This window comes from Agromyces arachidis (assembly GCF_052805135.1).
Genome location: NZ_JBRBDK010000003.1, coordinates 180,105 through 196,135 on the forward strand (window position 1 = coordinate 180,105; position 16,031 = coordinate 196,135).

At 70.4% G+C, this 16,031-nt stretch carries 15 protein-coding genes; 5 read left to right on the forward strand and 10 right to left on the reverse strand.

Going from position 1 to position 16,031, the window contains the following annotated elements:
- Window positions 1–32: 32 nt before the first annotated feature.
- Both ACUY4T_RS05780 and ACUY4T_RS05785 read left to right on the forward strand, forming a co-directional pair.
- Complete coding sequence (locus ACUY4T_RS05780; protein ID WP_446017955.1) at window positions 33–572, forward strand: peptidylprolyl isomerase; 540 nt, start codon at window positions 33–35, stop codon at window positions 570–572.
- A gap of 10 nt (window positions 573–582) precedes the next feature.
- A complete protein-coding gene (locus ACUY4T_RS05785) occupies window positions 583–1,440 on the forward strand; it encodes a rhomboid family intramembrane serine protease (protein ID WP_446017956.1) in 858 nt (285 codons plus the stop codon).
- Window positions 1,441–1,673: 233 nt separating this feature from the next.
- Here ACUY4T_RS05785 and ACUY4T_RS05790 read toward each other — a convergent pair whose 3' ends face one another.
- Complete coding sequence (locus ACUY4T_RS05790; RefSeq protein WP_446017957.1) at window positions 1,674–1,913, reverse strand: cell division protein CrgA; 240 nt, start codon at window positions 1,911–1,913, stop codon at window positions 1,674–1,676.
- Between the two features lie 71 nt (window positions 1,914–1,984).
- Between ACUY4T_RS05790 and ACUY4T_RS05795 the strand changes: the two genes are divergently transcribed.
- From ACUY4T_RS05795 to ACUY4T_RS05805, 3 genes are read left to right on the forward strand one after another with little or no spacing between them, the layout of a single operon-like run.
- Complete coding sequence (locus ACUY4T_RS05795) at window positions 1,985–2,812, forward strand: class E sortase (RefSeq protein ID WP_446017958.1); 828 nt, start codon at window positions 1,985–1,987, stop codon at window positions 2,810–2,812.
- 2 nt (window positions 2,813–2,814) lie between these two features.
- Window positions 2,815–2,973: a hypothetical protein gene (locus tag ACUY4T_RS05800; RefSeq protein WP_446017959.1), complete on the forward strand. Its 159-nt coding sequence runs from the start codon at window positions 2,815–2,817 to the stop codon at window positions 2,971–2,973.
- A complete protein-coding gene (locus ACUY4T_RS05805; protein ID WP_446017960.1) occupies window positions 2,970–3,620 on the forward strand; it encodes an anthranilate synthase component II in 651 nt (216 codons plus the stop codon). The genes ACUY4T_RS05800 and ACUY4T_RS05805 overlap by 4 nt, the downstream gene beginning before the upstream one ends.
- Here the strand turns inward: ACUY4T_RS05805 and pknB are convergent.
- The 9 genes from pknB to ACUY4T_RS05850 form a co-directional block, all read right to left on the reverse strand.
- Window positions 3,605–5,281, reverse strand: coding sequence for a Stk1 family PASTA domain-containing Ser/Thr kinase (gene pknB, locus ACUY4T_RS05810; protein WP_446018136.1), 1,677 nt, complete (start codon window positions 5,279–5,281; stop codon window positions 3,605–3,607). The genes ACUY4T_RS05805 and pknB overlap by 16 nt on opposite strands.
- A gap of 52 nt (window positions 5,282–5,333) precedes the next feature.
- Window positions 5,334–7,022 carry a serine/threonine-protein kinase gene (locus ACUY4T_RS05815; protein ID WP_446017961.1) on the reverse strand — a complete coding sequence of 563 codons (1,689 nt, stop codon included), beginning with the start codon at window positions 7,020–7,022 and terminating at the stop codon, window positions 5,334–5,336.
- Window positions 7,019–8,473 (reverse strand): peptidoglycan D,D-transpeptidase FtsI family protein, encoded by a 1,455-nt coding sequence (locus tag ACUY4T_RS05820; RefSeq protein ID WP_446017962.1) that lies wholly within the window; start codon window positions 8,471–8,473, stop codon window positions 7,019–7,021. The genes ACUY4T_RS05815 and ACUY4T_RS05820 overlap by 4 nt, the downstream gene beginning before the upstream one ends.
- Window positions 8,470–9,867 (reverse strand): FtsW/RodA/SpoVE family cell cycle protein, encoded by a 1,398-nt coding sequence (locus ACUY4T_RS05825; RefSeq protein ID WP_446017963.1) that lies wholly within the window; start codon window positions 9,865–9,867, stop codon window positions 8,470–8,472. The genes ACUY4T_RS05820 and ACUY4T_RS05825 overlap by 4 nt, the downstream gene beginning before the upstream one ends.
- Complete coding sequence (locus tag ACUY4T_RS05830; RefSeq protein ID WP_446017964.1) at window positions 9,860–11,092, reverse strand: PP2C family protein-serine/threonine phosphatase; 1,233 nt, start codon at window positions 11,090–11,092, stop codon at window positions 9,860–9,862. Before ACUY4T_RS05830 ends, ACUY4T_RS05825 begins: the two co-directional genes overlap by 8 nt.
- A gap of 3 nt (window positions 11,093–11,095) precedes the next feature.
- Window positions 11,096–11,623 carry an FHA domain-containing protein FhaB/FipA gene (locus ACUY4T_RS05835; protein ID WP_446017965.1) on the reverse strand — a complete coding sequence of 176 codons (528 nt, stop codon included), beginning with the start codon at window positions 11,621–11,623 and terminating at the stop codon, window positions 11,096–11,098.
- Window positions 11,620–12,366, reverse strand: coding sequence for an FHA domain-containing protein (locus tag ACUY4T_RS05840; protein ID WP_446017966.1), 747 nt, complete (start codon window positions 12,364–12,366; stop codon window positions 11,620–11,622). Before ACUY4T_RS05840 ends, ACUY4T_RS05835 begins: the two co-directional genes overlap by 4 nt.
- A gap of 100 nt (window positions 12,367–12,466) precedes the next feature.
- Entirely contained in the window at window positions 12,467–14,986 is a 2,520-nt protein-coding gene (locus ACUY4T_RS05845; RefSeq protein ID WP_446017967.1) for a glycoside hydrolase family 65 protein, read from the reverse strand.
- On the reverse strand, window positions 14,983–15,798 hold the full coding sequence (locus ACUY4T_RS05850; protein WP_446018137.1) for an HAD family hydrolase: 816 nt from the start codon (window positions 15,796–15,798) through the stop codon (window positions 14,983–14,985). Before ACUY4T_RS05850 ends, ACUY4T_RS05845 begins: the two co-directional genes overlap by 4 nt.
- Between the last annotated feature and the right edge of the window lie 233 nt (window positions 15,799–16,031).

Here is a 16,031-nt window from a genome sequence, read left to right on the forward strand (position 1 = left end):
GGCGAGAACCCCCACGTGAGAGAATCGACGTCATGCCGAACCCCACCGCAGTCGCGACGATCACCACCAACCACGGCGACATCAAGGTCGACCTCTACGGCCACCACGCCCCCAAGACCGTCGAGAACTTCATCGGACTCGCGACGGGCGAGATCGAGTGGACCCACCCCGGTACGGGGCAGAAGTCCACGGACCCGCTGTACGACGGCGTCGTGTTCCACCGCATCATCCCCGGCTTCATGATCCAGGGCGGCGACCCGCTCGGGCAGGGCGTCGGCGGACCGGGGTACCGGTTCGACGACGAGATCAACCCCGAGCTGGACTTCACCGAGCCCTACGTCCTCGCCATGGCCAACGCCGGTACCCAGGGCGGGCGCGGCACGAACGGATCGCAGTTCTTCATCACCGTCGGCCCGACCACCTGGCTCCAGGGCAAGCACACGATCTTCGGCAAGGTGACGGATGCCGCGAGCCAGGCCGTCGTCGACAAGCTCGCCGCCGTCCCGACCGATGGGCGCGACCGCCCGCTCGACGACGTCGTGATCGAGACGATCTCGGTCGAGCGCCGCTGAGACGCCGGAGGTGAGCGACCCGGCGCCCGAGCGCGAGAGCTTCTGCTACCGGCATCCCGATCGGCAGAGCTTCGTGCTCTGCCAGCGGTGCGGCCGCACCATCTGCGGCGAATGCCAGACGCCCGCGCCGGTCGGGGTGATCTGTCCCGAGTGCATGCGGGAGCAGCGCGCGTCGGCGCCGCGCACGAAGCCGGCCGTGCTCACCCGCGCGCGGGCGGCCGCCGAGCGCGGCGCGCCCGTCGTGACGTACTCGATCATCGGCATCACGCTGGCCGTGTTCGTCCTGCAGCTCATCCCGGGGCTGGCGGTGACCGATCGCCTGCTCTATGCGGGCGTCTACTCGCTGCCGTTCAACTTCGAGCCGTGGCGCATGCTCACCTCGTTGCTGGTGCACTCGACGGGACTGCTGTTCCACGTCGCGTTGAACATGTACACGCTCTGGATCTTCGGGCAGCTTCTGGAGGGCCTGCTCGGTCGCTGGCGGTTCCTCGCGCTCTACCTCATCTCGGGCCTCGCGGGGTCGGTCGCGGTGCTCTGGCTCGCCGATCCGCGCACGGGCGTGGTCGGGGCCTCCGGAGCGATCTTCGGCCTCATGGGGGCGTTCCTCGTGATCCAGCGCCGGCTGGGGGGCAGTGCGACGCAGCTGCTGGTACTGGTCGGCATCAACCTCGTGATCGGGTTCGTCCCGGGATTCAACATCTCGTGGCAGGCGCACCTCGGCGGGCTGGTCGGCGGCGCGCTCGTGGGCCTCATCTACGTCGAGACGCGCAAGCGGGACCAGAAGGCCCTGCAGCTCGGCCTGCTCGCGGCCCTCGTCGCGGTGCTCGTCGTGCTGTCCCTCCGGTACTTCTACCTCCCGTTGATCTGACCGATCGGAACCCCGTCCGCGACACCCGGACGGTTATCCACAACGTTGTGCACAGTTGGGGAGAGTTACACCGGTGTGATTCCACACGATGTCCGGAATTCCGGGCCTCCCCGCCCTCCACAGCCTGTGGATCGTGTGGAGAACCCTGTGGAACCTGTGGATAACACTGTGCAGAGACATGAAAAACGCGGGGCGGATGCCACAGCATCCGCCCCGCGTCGTCGTCCTGCCGGTCAGCGCCAGCGTGTGGTCATGAGGAAGCCGATGAACGCGATGCCGAATCCCACGAGGATGTTCCAGGACCCGAGGTCGGCGACGGGCAGCGTGCCCTGGCTCACGTAGAACACGATGATCCAGATCAGCCCCAGCAGCATGAAGCCGAACATGACCGGCTTGAACCAGACGGGGTTCGGCGCGTCCTCGCCGCTCGGCTGCTCCGCGCGGGCGGGCTTGGATGAATTCGTGCGTGCCATGCGGGAGATTCTAGTCGATCGCGAGAGGGCTCTCGGCGACCGTGCACCCGCGGGCGAATAGAATCGCCCCTATGCCCGAGCGATCCTCCGAGGACCGGGCCGACTCCCTCCAGACCGCGGATCGGCCCGAGTCGCCGGACGCGCCGCCGGCCCGTCCGCGATCGACGACGACCGTCGTGGGGGTACTCGGCGAGCTGCTCGTCACCGCCGGCGTGCTCATCCTGCTCTTCCTCGGCTGGCAGCTGTGGTGGAACGACGCGATCATGGCCTCGCAGCAGTCCGAGGCGGCATCCGACCTCTCGTCGCAGTGGCTCGAGCAGGCCCGGGCGACCCAGGACGAATCGGTTCCGACCGAGACGCCCGGTGGGTTCGGCGACCCGGTCGTCGACGCGACCGACTACGCCAACGGCGAGGCGTTCGCGGTGATGTACGTTCCGCGGTTCGGCGAGGGCTCGCAACGGGGCATCGCCCAGGGCGTCGGCCTCGACGTGCTCAACAGCTTCGAGCTCGGGGTCGGGCACTACCCGGACACCCAGATGCCGGGCGAGGTCGGCAACTTCGCGATCGCGTCGCACCGCAGCGCCTACGGCGGCGGCATGCACGAGATCGAGCAGCTGCGACTCGGCGATGGCATCTTCATCCAGACGCGCGACGGCTGGTACACCTACCGGTTCCGCGACTTCGAGTACGTCACGCCCGAGACCGTCGAGGTGCTGGCACCGGTGCCGCACCGCCCGGACGTCGCGCCCGTCGACCGCATCGTCACGCTCACCAGCTGCAATCCGCTGTACTCGACCGCGGAGCGCATCATCGCGTATGGCGTGCTCGAGTCGTGGCGGCCGCTCGCCGCCGGCCCGCCCGACGAGATCGCCGCGCAGGTCGCGGCGTGGGGGGAGTGACCGTGTACGCCGCACTCTGGCGCATCCTTCCCGGGCCCGTATGGGTCCGGATCCTGCTGCTCGCGGCCATCGCCGCCGCAGTGGTGTTCGCGCTGTTCACCTGGGTCTTCCCCTGGCTGGACGGCATCGTCAACCCAATCGACGTCACGGTGGAGCAATGACCCGGATCCTCGTCATCGACAACTACGACAGCTTCGTCTACACGCTGAACGGCTACCTCCAGGAGCTCGGCGCGGAGACCGAGGTCATCCGCAACGACGACATCGCCGTCGCCGACGTGCCGGCGCGGATCGCCGAATACGACGGCGTGCTGATCTCGCCCGGACCGGGCAAGCCCGCCGACGCGGGGGTCTCCATCCCCGTCGTCGAGGAGGCGCTCCGGACCGGCCTGCCGCTGCTCGGCGTGTGCCTCGGGCACCAGGCGATCGCGGAAGCGTTCGGCGCCGTCGTGACGAACGCGGAGGAGCTGATGCACGGCAAGACCTCGCGGATCGTGCACGACGAGAGCGCGTTCTACGACGGAGTGCCGCAGCCGTTCACCGCGACGCGGTACCACTCGCTCGCCGTCGTCGACGGCACCGTCCCGGCGGAGCTGGTCGTGACCAGCAGGACCGAGGGAGGCGTCATCATGGGGCTCCGCCACGAGTCGGCACCCATCAGCGGCGTCCAGTTCCACCCCGAATCGGTGCTCACCGAAGGGGGTTACCGCATGCTCGGCAACTGGCTCGCCGAGACCGGCCTCGCCGAGGCCCCGGAACGGGCCCGCGAACTCAACCCCTTGGTGCGCTCGACTCAGCCGGCGCAGTAGACGAGCTCGACCGGGGACTTCTGGGGCACGTCGCCGGGGGCGAGCGACTGGCGCACGACCGGCGAGCCCGGCTGCGACGGGCAACTGCCGTCGGGCACGGGCACGGGGGTGAGCTGCAGGGTCGACGAACCGAGGTAGGACGACGCCGCCTGCAGCGACTGGCCCGTCAGGTCGGGCAGGGTCACGTTCCCGCTCGACACCACGAAGTTGACCGTCGAGCCCGTCTCGACCGAGGAGCCCGCCTCGGGGTCGGTCGAGAGGACGGTTCCGCCGGCCACGGTCGGCGAGTTCTGCCGGGTCTCGCTGCCGGACGTCAGCCCGGCCGCCTCGAGGTCGGCCTTCGCCTGTTCGATGGTCTTGTTCACCACGTTGGGAACCGAGACCGCCTCGCGGCCGGTCGAGACGTAGACCTGGATCGGCGTTCCGGTGTCGACGATCTCGCCCTCCGCGGGTTCGGTGCGGATGACCTCACCGGCGGACACGGTGTCGCTGGTCTCGTCGATCCGGGTCGCGGGCAGGGTGAGCGCCTGCAGCTCGTTGGCCGCCTCCTCCCACGTCGACCCGATGAGGGTCGGCACCTGCCTGGCGTTCGAGGGCAGGTCGTCGGAGGGCTGCAGGTTGAACGCCCAGTACATCACCGCGACGACGATGACGACCACGCCGATGATGCCCGACCAGATCCAGATCGCCGGCGGGCGCCGCTGGGTGCGGTTCATCGTGTCGTCCTCGGCGAGCTGTCGCAGCGCGAGCTCGGAGGTCGACAGCGAGCCGGTGTCGGTTCCGAAGAACAGTGCGGTCTCGTCGACGCGCCGCTTCACCGGCACGCGGCCGGATGCCGCCTCCTCCACGTCGGCGCGGAACTCCGCCGCGGTCTGGTAGCGCACCTCGCGATCCTTCGCGAGGGCGTGCAGCACCACCGTGTCGAGGGCGGGAGAGACCTTCGGGTTGATGACGCTCGGCTTGACCGGTCGTTCGCTGACGTGCTGGTAGGCCACCGCGACCGGGGTGTCGCCGCGGAACGGCGGTCGACCGGTGAGCATCTCGAAGAGCACCACGCCGGTGCTGTAGAGGTCGGTGCGCGCGTCGACGACCTCGCCCTTCGCCTGCTCCGGGGAGAAGTACGAGGCGGTTCCGAGGATCGCCGTGGTCTGCGCGACCGTCGTCGCCGAGTCGGAGACCGCCCGCGCGATGCCGAAGTCCATCACCTTCACCTGGCCGCTGCTGGTGATCATGATGTTGCCCGGCTTGATGTCGCGGTGCACGACGCCCGCGCGGTGCGAGTACTCGAGCGCCGTGAGCACGCCCTCGATGACCCGTGCCGCGGCGAGCGGCTCGAGCGGACCCTCGTGGATGATGTCCTTCAGCAGCCGGCCCTCGACGAACTCCATGACGATGAAGGGGAGCTGCACCTCGTGGCCGGACTGGTCGGCGACCGTCTCCTCGCCGGCGTCGAAGACGCGCACGATCGTGGGGTGGGCCATCCGCGCCGCGGACTGCGCCTCCTGGCGGAACCGCATCCGGAAGGAGGGGTCGGTCGCGAGCTGCGGCTTCAGCAGCTTGATCGCGACCTGTCGGCCCAGCCGCGTGTCGGTGCCGACGTGCACGTCGGACATCCCGCCGCGTCCGATGAGGGCGCCCACGCGGTAGCGACCCGCGAGCATGCGTCCTTCATCGTTCACGGTTCCTCCGATCGGTAGGGCGCTCGGGAGCGGGTCAGGGGGTGACGGTCAGGGTGGACGCGGGCGACGCGGGCGACGTGCCGCCCGAGCAGCTGTACGAGGTCGTGATCTCGTAGGTGCCCTCGGTCGTGGCGGGGTAGGTCCACGACGTCTCCTGGAGCGAGGCGGGCGAGGCGACCTGCCCGTTCACCAGCACCTGGTAGCTGAGGAGGTCCTGGCCGGACGGGCAGCTCGCCGCCTGCCAGCTCACGTTCACGTTGCTCCCCGCCGTCGTCGTGTCGGGGTTGAGCGTCGGCGCCGACGCGGGCGCGCTGGGCGTCTCGGGCGCGCCGAGGAAGGTCACCGTGATCGCCGATCCGACGGCGAGGGTGCCGCTCGGGTTGACGTCGGAGACCGTGTTCGCCTGGTCGGGCGTGGTGGCCGGGGCGCCCTGCTGGGTCGTCACGGCGAAGCCCGCCTGCTCGAGCTCGCCGCGCACCTCGTCGACGTTCCGGCCGATGTATGCGGCGCGGTCGACGACCACGGTCTCGGGCGGAGCCTCCGTGGTGGGGGGCGGGGGCGCGCTCGTCGTCGGCGGCGCCGACGTCGTCGAGGGCGGGGTCGATCGGGTCGTCGCGGTGGGTTCCTCACCGCCGCCGTTGAGGGCGAGCGCGATGAGGGAGCCGATCAGCACCAGGGCCAGGAGGATGATGAGCACGATGAGCGGCCACGTCCACGGGCTGCGCTTCTTCTCGGGCTCGGTCTCCTCCTCGATCGTCTCGGAGGTGGTCATCGGGGCGCCGGCGGCCAGCACGGTCGTGGCCGCCGTGCCCGGTCCGCCCTGCTGGGGGAGGATCGCCGTCGCGGCGGTCGCGCCCGCCGCGGCGCCGAGGATCGCCGGAACCGCGGCGGCAGCGCCTCGCACGTCGCCGCGGCGCAGCGCGTTGGCGGCGCGCGAGAGGTGCGCCGCCGTCTGGGGCCGATCGGCCGGGTTCTTCGCGATGCAGGAGTAGACGAGGTTGCGCACCGGCTCCGAGACGGTGACCGGCAGGTCGGGCGGCGTCTCGTTGATCTGCGCCATGGCGATCGCGACCTGCGACTCGCCGGTGAACGGACGGCGGCCGGCCAGCGCCTCGTAGGCCACGATGCCGAGCGAGTAGATGTCGGTGGTGGGCGACGCGGGGTGGCCCGAGGCCTGCTCGGGCGAGAGGTACTGCACCGTGCCCATGACTTGGCCGGTGGCGGTGAGCGGCACCTGGTCGGCGATCCGCGCGATGCCGAAGTCGGTGATCTTGACCCGGCCGTCGGGCGTGATCAGGAGGTTGCCCGGCTTGATGTCGCGGTGGACCAGCCCGGCCGCGTGGGCGGCCTGGAGGGCGGACGCGGTCTGCGCCACGATGTCGAGCACCTTGTCGGTCGGAAGGACGTGCTCGCGCTCGAGGATCGTCGAGAGCGCCTCTCCGGGCACGAGTTCCATCACGAGGAAGGCGCTGCCCTCCTCCTCGCCGTAGTCGAAGACGTTGGCGATGCCCTCGTGGTTCACGAGCGCGGCGTGCCGTGCCTCGGCGCGGAAGCGCTCGAGGAAACCGGGGTCGCCGAGGTACTCGTCCTTCAGGATCTTGATGGCGACCTGGCGCCCGATGACGAGGTCGGTGGCCTGCCACACCTCGCCCATGCCGCCGATGGCGATCCGGGACTGCAGTTCGTAGCGCCCCCCGAAGGTGAGCCCTGCGCTCGGTCTCATTTGTTCAGCACCGCCTCTAGTACCTTCTTCGCAACCGGCGCGGCAACACCGTTGCCGAACCCTTCCTGACCAAGCCCCCCGCCGTCTTCCACGAGGACCGTGATCGCATACTGAGGGTCGTCCGCGGGGGCGAACCCGGTGAACCAGAGGGTGTATGGATCGTCCTCGCCGTTCTCCGCGGTTCCGGTCTTACCGGCCACGCTGACGCCGTCTATTCTTGCATTACTCGCGGCACCGTTCTCGACGCCCTCCACCATCATGGAGGTCATCGTGCGGGCCGTCTGCGCGCTGATCGCGCGACCGAATTCCGTGCCCGAGAACTCCGCGATCGTGCGGAAGTCCGGGGCCGTGATCGCGTCGACGAGATCGGGGTCCATCACGATCCCGCCGTTCGCGATCGCCGCGGACACCATCGCCATCTGCAGCGGAGTCGCCCGCACGTCGCCCTGCCCGAATCCGGTCAACGCCGTCTGCGGCGCGTCCGGGTCGGCGGGATAGGTGCTCGTCTCGGTCGGGTTCGGTGTCGTGAAGTTCGTGTTGAACCCGAACTTCTCCGCCTGGGCCCGGATGGCGTCGTCGCCGAGCTCGAGCGCGAGCTCGGCGAAGGGGATGTTGCACGACAGTCGCAGCGCCGTGGCGAGGGTGACCTCCGCGCCGCCGCCGCAGGTGCCGCCGCTCGAGTTGCGCACGACCGAGCTGGTCTCCGGCAGCGTGAACTCGGCGGGGTTCGGGAACGTGCTGTCGGGGGTGTACTGCCCGGACTCGAGCGCGGCGGCCGTCATCACGAGCTTGAAGACCGATCCCGGCGGGTTCATGTCGCCGCCCGTCGCCCGGTTGAACAGCGGGTCCGACGGGTCCTCGAGCAGCGACTGGTAGGTCTCCTCGACCTGCGCGCCGCTGTGGACCGCGAGCGTGTTGGGGTCGTACGTCGGCTTGGTGACCATGGCGATGATGCGACCAGTGGCCGGTTCCGTCACGATCACGGCTCCGGTGTAGTCGCCGAGCGCATCCCACGCGGCCTGCTGGGCCACCGGGTCGATCGAGACCTCGACCGAGGCGCCCATCGGGTCCTGACCGGAGATCAGGCGGTTGAGCGAGTCGAAGAACTGCGAGTCGGACTGGCCGCTGAGCTCGGCGTTCAGCGACTGCTCCAGCCCGGTGGCCTCGCCGTTGACCGGGATGAAGCCGGTGACGGGGGCGTAGAGCGGACCGTTCGCGTAGATCCGCTGGAACTTGTAGTCGTCGTCGCTCGGCTCGGAGTAGGCGATCGGGTCCCCGTTGACGAGGATCGGCCCTCGCTCGACGGAATAGCTCTCGTAGAGCGTGCGCGCGTTGCGCGGGTCCGCGGCGAGGTTCTCGGACTGCACGTACTGGATGACGGTCGTCGCGACGAACAGCGTCAGGAACATGAGGAGCGCGACGATCGTCACGCGCTTGAGTTCGCGGTTCATCCGTCGATCACCAGCCTCGGGTGGTTGCGGACCGTGTCGGAGAGTCGGAGGAGCAGCGCCACGATGATCCAGTTCGCGACGAGCGACGAGCCGCCGGCCGCGAGGAACGGGGTGGTCAGGCCGGTGAGCGGGATGACGCGCGTCACGCCGCCGACGACGATGAACACCTGCAGCGCCACGACGAAGGAGAGGCCGACGCCGAGCAGCTTGCCGAAGTCGTCCTGACCGGCGAACCCGATGCGGAAGCCCCGCGCGACGAAGAGCACGTAGAGCACGAGGATCATGAAGACGCCGGCGAGGCCGAGTTCCTCGCCGAGGCTCGCGATGATGTAGTCGCTCTGCGGCACGGGCGTGAGGTCGGGCCGGCCCTGGCCCAGCCCGGTCCCGATCAGCCCTCCGTTCGCCAGCCCGAAGAGGCCCTGCACGAGCTGGTACGAGCCGCCCGAAGCGTCGTAGACCTCGGGGTTGAAGGCGTCCAGCCAGTTCCGGAAGCGACCGTTCACGTACTCGAGCGTCTGGCTGGCGATGACGGCGCCGCCGAGGAACAGCGTGAGCCCGAGCACGACCCAGGAGAGCCGGCTCGTGGCGACGTACAGCATGACGAGGAAGAGGCCGAAGTACAGCAACGCCGTCCCGAGGTCGCGCTGGAACACGATCACCGACATGGACAGCGCCCACACGACCAGCAGCGGGCCGAGGTCGCGTGCGCGTGGGAACTTCATGCCGAGGAACTTGCGGCCCACCATCGACAGCGAGTCGCGATTGCGCACGAGGTAGCCGGCGAAGAAGACCGCCAGCGCGATCTTCGCGATCTCACCCGGCTGGAAGGTGGCGAAGTCGCCGAACCCGATCCACACGCGCGCCCCGCTCACCTCGCGGCCGAGGCCCGGGACGAGTGGGAGCAGCAGCAGGACGATGGCGACGAAGCCCGACACGTACGTGTAGCGGAACAGCGTCCGGTGGTTCCGGATGAGCAGGATCGTGGCCAGGCCCGCGATGATCGCGATCGCGCTCCACACGATCTGCCGCACCGCAGCGCTCTCCCAGCCCGCTTCGCCGTAGGCGATGTCGATCCGGTAGATCATCGCGATGCCGAGTCCGTTGAGCACCGTCGCGATCGGCAGCAGGAAGGGATCGGCGTCGCGGGCGACGAACCGCATGGCGATGTGCAGCCCGAACACGAGCACGGAGAGGCCGGCGCCGAGCAGCACGAGCTGCGTGTCGACGCGGCCCATCGCGCCCAGCTGGACGAGCACGATGGCCCCGGCGTTGATGCCGCACGCGGCCAGCAGCAGGCCGAGCTCGAGGTTGCGCAGTTTCTGCGGCAGGCGGATGCGGCGCACGCTCTCGGTGGCGGGTGCGCGCTCGGCCGGCCTGGTGGCCCGGTCAGTCAACGGAGTCCCCCAATCGCGTCACGATGCGCCGCGCCTCCTCGAGCGTTCCGGCGGAGATGGTCTGCTCGACCCGCTGCTGGTCGTAGGTCCGCAGTTCGGCGATGTCGATGGGCGTCTCGGAGTGCAGGTGGCTGAGCGGGATCGGCCCGAGGTCCTGCTGGATGCCCTGGTAGATCGCCACCCGCCCGTTGTACTCGCCGACGAAGTACCGGGTCTGCGTCCACTGGTACCCGACGAGGAACGCGGTGATGATCGCCGAGGCGAGCAGGGCGATCCACACCCCCCAGAACCACCGCCGCCTCCGGCGCCGGCGCTCGTCCTCCTCGATGAGCTCGTCGAAGTACTCCTCCGAGTCGGGCTCGAAGTGCGTCTCCTGCACCGGGTGCGGGCGGAAGGGGCTCAGGCGGATGCCGGGCCGGCGCACGGGTTCCGGAGTGCCGAAGGCGAGCGGGGCGGCGGCCGATCCGACGACGAGCGGGGGAGTGTCGGGCGCGGGAGGGTCGCCGATGTCGACGACGACGACGGTGACGTTGTCGGGCGCGCCGCCGTCGAGCGAGGCCTTGACGAGGCGATCGGCGACCTGCTTCGCCCCGGCGTCGGTCGCGAGGATGTCGTGGATCTCGTCGAACGGGACGACGCCCGACAGCCCGTCGGAGCACAGCATCCATCGGTCGCCGGGGTGGGCGTCGATGACGAGGGTGTCGATCTCCGGCGCCGACTCGACGTCGCCGAGCACGCGCATGAGCACCGAGCGCCGCGGGTGCACCATCGCCTCCTCGGCGGTGATGCGGCCGGCGTCGACGAGGCGCTGCACGAACGTGTGGTCGGTGGAGACCTGGCTGAGTTCGCCCGATCGCAGCAGGTACACGCGCGAGTCGCCGATGTGCGCGATGACGACGCGATCCTGCTGGAGGAGCATCGCGCTGACGGTGGTGCCCATACCGGTCAGCTCGGAGTGGTCGGCGACCGTCTCCTCGAGCGTGCGGTTGGCCGAGAGCAGTGCCTGCTCGAGCTCGGCGACGGCCTCGGCGGATGACGGGTAGTCGGTGTCGGCGACCTCGGAGATGCGCCGTGTGGCGATCGCGCTCGCGACGTCGCCGCCGGCGTGGCCGCCCATGCCGTCGGCGACAAGGAACAGCCGGCGACCCGCGTACCCGGAATCCTGGTTGTTGGAGCGGACCCTTCCGACGTGCGAGACCGCCGCGCTCGCCTTGACGCTGGCCATCGGCTACCGCCGCAGCTCGAACGTCGTCGCTCCGACCTTCACGGTGGCTCCGAGCGGGATGGGCGTGGGCACGGAGACTCGGGAGCCGTTGAGGTACGTGCCGTTCGTGGAGTCGAGGTCCTGGATCATCCAGCGGCCGTTCCAGAGCATGAGCCGGGCGTGGTGGGTCGACGTGTAGTCGTCGCGGATGATGATCGCCGAGTCGCTCGAGCGGCCGATGGTGATCTCGTCGCGGCCGAGCGGGAACTCCGCGCCCGCCTTGGTGCCGGAGGTGATCACCAGGCGCGTGGCGTTCTCGGTGGTCGCATCGCCGCCGCCCGCCGGGGCCGAGGGGCGGTCCACCGCGGCCGTGGGGGCGCCGGCGCCGGCCGAGGGGATCGGCGCGGGACCGGCGGCCGCGACCTCCGGCTGGAGCTTGCGCACCCGCTGGCCGAACAGGTCGCTGCGCAGCGCGTAGACGATCGCGAAGACGAAGACCCAGAGCAGCAGCAGGAAGCCGAGCTGGAGGACGAGGAGGGTCAGTTCACTCATTCGGCAGGCCCCCAGAAGCCGCCCGCATCGGGGCGCTGGCTGGGGTCGACTCGGCGACCGACGGCGGTGTCGGAGGGTTCGGCTTGGGCGAGCACCCGGAACACGATACGCGAGCGGCCGATGGTGATGACGGAATCCGGCTCGAGCACGGCGTCCTTGACGGGCGCGCCGTTCAACTCGGTGCCGTTGGTCGAGCCGAGGTCGCGGACGCGGGCGCGCTGCCCGTCCCACTGCACCTCGGCGTGACGGCGAGAGGCGCCGGCGTCGTCGAGCGTGACGTCCGCCTCGCTGCCGCGGCCGATGACCGTACGGCCCTTGAGCAGCGGGAAGCGGCGGCCGTCGACGTCGAGCACCGGGGTCCAGGCCACGCGCCCCTTCACGTTCTGCGAGTCGACCTGCACCATGCCCTCGGTGAGCCCGGCATCGGCCTGCAGTTCGATGCGGATGCCGCCGGCGAACTGGAACCGCTGGCTGGCGGCGTGCTTCTGCACGAGGTCGACCAGCTCGTCGATCAGCGCCGGACCGAGCGAGGTCATGCGCTCGTGGTCGGCGGGCGACATCCGTACCGCGAAGCGGTTGGGCACCAGCACGCGATCGCGTGAGACGACGGCCGCCTTCGTGTCGATCTCGCGCTTGAGCGCGGCGGTGATCTCCACGGGCTGCAGCCCCGAGCGGAAGGTCTTCGCGAAGGCGCCGTTGACGGCGCGCTCGAGACCCTTCTCGAAGTTGTCCAGTAGGCCCACAGGTCTCCCGTCCGGTCCGTGACTCGACTGACATGCTAGCCCCAGCGACGCGGTGCGCGCGGGGAGGGGCCCGGAACGATGCCGTTCCGGAACCTCGCGATCAGTCGAACACGGACGCCGCATCCTCTTCGTCGACGTCCAGCGACAGCGTCGGGATCGACGCCGTCAGCAACGTGCCGTCGGCGCGGCGCGCGCCGCGCACGTTCTGCATCGTCGGCGCGCCCACGCGACGTGCCCCGTGCCCGTCGAGCTCCACCACGGTCGGGGCGTCGCGGGCCACCACGACGTTGCGCCCGCGGACCTCGAGGTGCACCTCGGCATCCGCCTCGCCGACCTCGACCGTGAACCGGATCTCCTCGGCCGTGAGGTCGACGCGGATGCGCGTGCCGCGCAGCGTGAGGCGGAACGTGAGCCGCTCCCACCCGTCGGGGAGTCGCGGGTCGAACGTGAACCGGCCCTTGTGGTCGCGGAAGCCGCCGAAGCCCGACACGAGGCCCGCCCACACGCCGCCCGTCGACGCGACGTGCACGCCGTCGGCGGCGTTGTGGTGCAGGTCGGCGAGGTCGACGAAGAGCGCGGACCGGAAGTAGCGCAGCGCGAGCTCGTGGTACCCGACCTCCGACGCGATGATCGACTGCACGACCGCCGAGAGCGTCGAGTCGCCGGTCGTCAGCGGGTCGTAGTACTCGAAGTCGGCGAGCTTCTCCTCGGTGGTGAAGCGGTCGCCCTGGAGGTACAGCGCGAGCACGACATCGGCCTGCTTGAGCACCTGGAACCGGTAGATCACCAGCGGGTGGTAGTGCAGCAGGAGCGGGAGGTGGTTCTCGGGGGTGTGCTCGAGGTCCCAGAGCTCCTTCTCGAGGAACGCCGAGTCCTGCGGGTGCACGCCGAGCTTCTCGTCGAACGGGATGTGCATGTGCGCTGCGGCGCGCCGCCAGCCTGCGACCTCGGCGGGGGTGACGCCCAGCCGCTCCACCAGGCGCTTGTGCGCCTCGGGGGAGCTCACCTGCAGGTTGTCGACGGCCGCCGCCGCACCGGCGAGGTTGGATCGGGCCATCACGTTCGTGTACAGGTTGTCGTTCACGACGGTCGTGTACTCGTCGGGGCCGGTGACCCCGTGGATGTGGAAGACGTCGTCGGCGTTGGTGCGCCAGAACCCGAGGTCCTCCCACATGCGCGCGGTCTCGACGAGGATGTCGATCGCGCCGCGCGCGAGGAAGTCCTCGTCGCCCGTCGCCGCCACGTACTGGCAGAGCGCGAACGCGATGTCGGCGTCGATGTGGTACTGCGCGGTGCCCGCCGCGTAGTAGGCGCTCGACTCGAGGCCGTTGATCGTGCGCCAGGGGAACAGCGCGCCGCGCTGGTTGAGCTCGAGCGCGCGCGCACGCGCCCAGTCGAGCATCCGCTGCCGGAAGCGCAGGACGTTCCGGGCCACGATCGGCGCCGTGTAGCTGAGGAACGGCATGACGTAGATCTCGGAGTCCCAGAAGTAGTGACCGCCGTAGCCCGAGCCCGACACGCCCTTCGCCGCGACGCCGCCGCCGTCGGTGCGCGCCGTCGCCTGCGCGAGCTGGAACAGGTTCCAGCGGGTGGCCTGCTGCAGTTCGGGCTGGCCGGCGATCTCGACGTCGGAGCGGGACCAGTAGTCGTCGAGCCACGTGCGCTGCTGCTCGAAGAGCTCGGCGACCCCGACCTCGGCGCCGCGGTCGAGCGTGCGGTCGCAGCGGTCGACGAGCTCGCGTGCCGGCACCTTGCGGGCCGTGTGGTAGCTGATCAGCTTGGTGATGCGGATCGGCACGCCGCGCCGGGCGCGCACCCGGTAGGTCTGCTTCGCCAGGTCGTCGCCGATCGAGCCGCCCTCGGTGTACTCGTTCTCGGTGGTGATCGAGTGGCGTGCGCCGACCGCGATGGTCATCTGCGAGTTGGTGCACTGGTAGCCGAGCACGTAGTGCCCCTCGTCGCGTCGCTGGACCCGCGGCTGCAGCACGCGCTCGGTGAAGGTCTCGGCCTTGCGCGGGTCGAAGGCGCCGGGCGCCTCGGTCACGCCGGCGCGGTACTCGTCGCGCCCGTCCTGCCGGTTCAGGATCTGGCTCGAGATCGTCACGGCGGCGTCGGCGTCGAGCAGCTCGACCTCGTAGTCGATGACGCCGAGGTGGCGGTCGGTGAAGCTCGCCATCCGGCGGCTCGTGATCAGCACGCGCTTGCCGGAGGGCGTCCGCCATTCGATGCGGCGGCTGAGGAATCCGAGGCGGAAGTCGAGGCGACGCTCGTACGACATGATCTCGGCCTCGGTGATGACCAGCGGCTCGTCGTCGACGTAGAGGCGGATCGTCTTGGCATCCGGGGCGTTCACGATCGTCTGCCCGACACGGGCGAAGCCGAACGCCTCCTCGGCGTGGCGGATCGGCCAGGTCTCGTGGAAGCCGTTCACGAACGTGCCGTGCATGTGGCCGTCGCGGCCCTCCTCGACGTTGCCGCGGAGGCCGAGGTAGCCGTTGCCGACCGCGAAGAGCGTCTCGGTGCGGCCCATGTCGTCGACGCCGAACTCGGTCTCGACGAGCGCCCACTCGTCGACCGGGAAGATCGTCCGGTTCAGGGGATCGGTGTCGGCGAACCTCATGCGGGGTCCTCTCCGGTGGTGCGTGCGGGGGCGGGGGTCTCGTCGTTGCGGGCCGCGGAGGCCTCGCCGGCGCGCTCGAGCGCGGGGATCAGCTCGTCGAGCTCGTCGACGATCACGTCGGCGCCGAGCTCGGCCAGGGCGTCGCGACCGACGCCGCGGTCGACCCCGACCACGAGCGCGAACGGCCCGGCGGCGCCGGCCTTCACCCCGGACTCGGCGTCCTCGATCACCGCGCACTCCTCGGCCGGCAGGCCCAGCAGCTCGGCGGCGCGCTCGAACATGTCGGGCGCCGGCTTGCCCGGGATGCCCTCTCGCGCGGCGACCGCGCCGTCGACGACGACCTCGAAGCGGTCGGCGATGCCGGCGGCCGCGAGCACTGCGGGCGCGTTCTTCGAGCTCGACACGACGGCGACCTCGCCCCCGGCGCGCTCGATCGCGTCGAGCAGGGCGATGCTGGCCGGGTAGGGGGAGACGCCCTCCTCGGCGAGGGTCTCGTTGAACGCGTCGTTCTTGCGGTTGCCGAGGCCGTGCACGGTCTCCTCCGTCGCGGCATCCGTCACGTCGCCCTCGGGCAGCTCGATGCCGCGGCTCGCCAGGAGCGAGCGCACCCCGTCGTACCGGGGCTTGCCGTCGATGTACGCGTAGTAGTCGGCGTCGCGGTACGGCTCGGTGCCGTGCTGCTCGAGGAACGGCGCGAACAGGCGCGCCCAGGCGTGCATGTGCACGACCGCGGTCGGCGTGAGCACCCCGTCGAGGTCGAACAGCCAGCCGCGGATGCCGCCGAGCTCGACGTGCGCCGGGTCGACGGGCACGTGGCCGTGCGGGCGCGAGCGGGCGTCGCGGGGGTGGGTCACGGGCGATCCTTTCGATCGGGGGACTGGTCGGGGCGCCGGTGCCGATAGCCAAGGGTATGCCCGCGCTCGGGCGCGGCGCGAGGGATTCAGCCGACTCGGAGGCGGCGGCAGGCGGGCGCTGCGCCGCCCGCTGGGGGGCGACCGGGGTGGCCGGATGCCACGCCGAGGTATGTTAGTCTCGGTTGGCTGGT

Excerpts from the sequence above, each read along its gene's own strand:
- ACUY4T_RS05835 (WP_446017965.1), bottom strand. The coding sequence starts at position 11,623 with ATGAGTGAACTGACCCTCCTCGTCCTCCAGCTCGGCTTCCTGCTGCTG.
- ACUY4T_RS05830 (WP_446017964.1), bottom strand. The coding sequence starts at position 11,092 with ATGGCCAGCGTCAAGGCGAGCGCGGCGGTCTCGCACGTCGGAAGGGTC.
- ACUY4T_RS05815 (WP_446017961.1), bottom strand. The coding sequence starts at position 7,022 with ATGAGACCGAGCGCAGGGCTCACCTTCGGGGGGCGCTACGAACTGCAG.
- ACUY4T_RS05845 (WP_446017967.1), bottom strand. The coding sequence starts at position 14,986 with ATGAGGTTCGCCGACACCGATCCCCTGAACCGGACGATCTTCCCGGTC.
- pknB (WP_446018136.1), bottom strand. The coding sequence starts at position 5,281 with ATGCTCGCGGGTCGCTACCGCGTGGGCGCCCTCATCGGACGCGGCGGG.
- ACUY4T_RS05805 (WP_446017960.1), top strand. The coding sequence starts at position 2,970 with ATGACCCGGATCCTCGTCATCGACAACTACGACAGCTTCGTCTACACG.
- ACUY4T_RS05790 (WP_446017957.1), bottom strand. The coding sequence starts at position 1,913 with ATGGCACGCACGAATTCATCCAAGCCCGCCCGCGCGGAGCAGCCGAGC.
- ACUY4T_RS05780 (WP_446017955.1), top strand. The coding sequence starts at position 33 with ATGCCGAACCCCACCGCAGTCGCGACGATCACCACCAACCACGGCGAC.
- ACUY4T_RS05795 (WP_446017958.1), top strand. The coding sequence starts at position 1,985 with ATGCCCGAGCGATCCTCCGAGGACCGGGCCGACTCCCTCCAGACCGCG.
- ACUY4T_RS05820 (WP_446017962.1), bottom strand. The coding sequence starts at position 8,473 with ATGAACCGCGAACTCAAGCGCGTGACGATCGTCGCGCTCCTCATGTTC.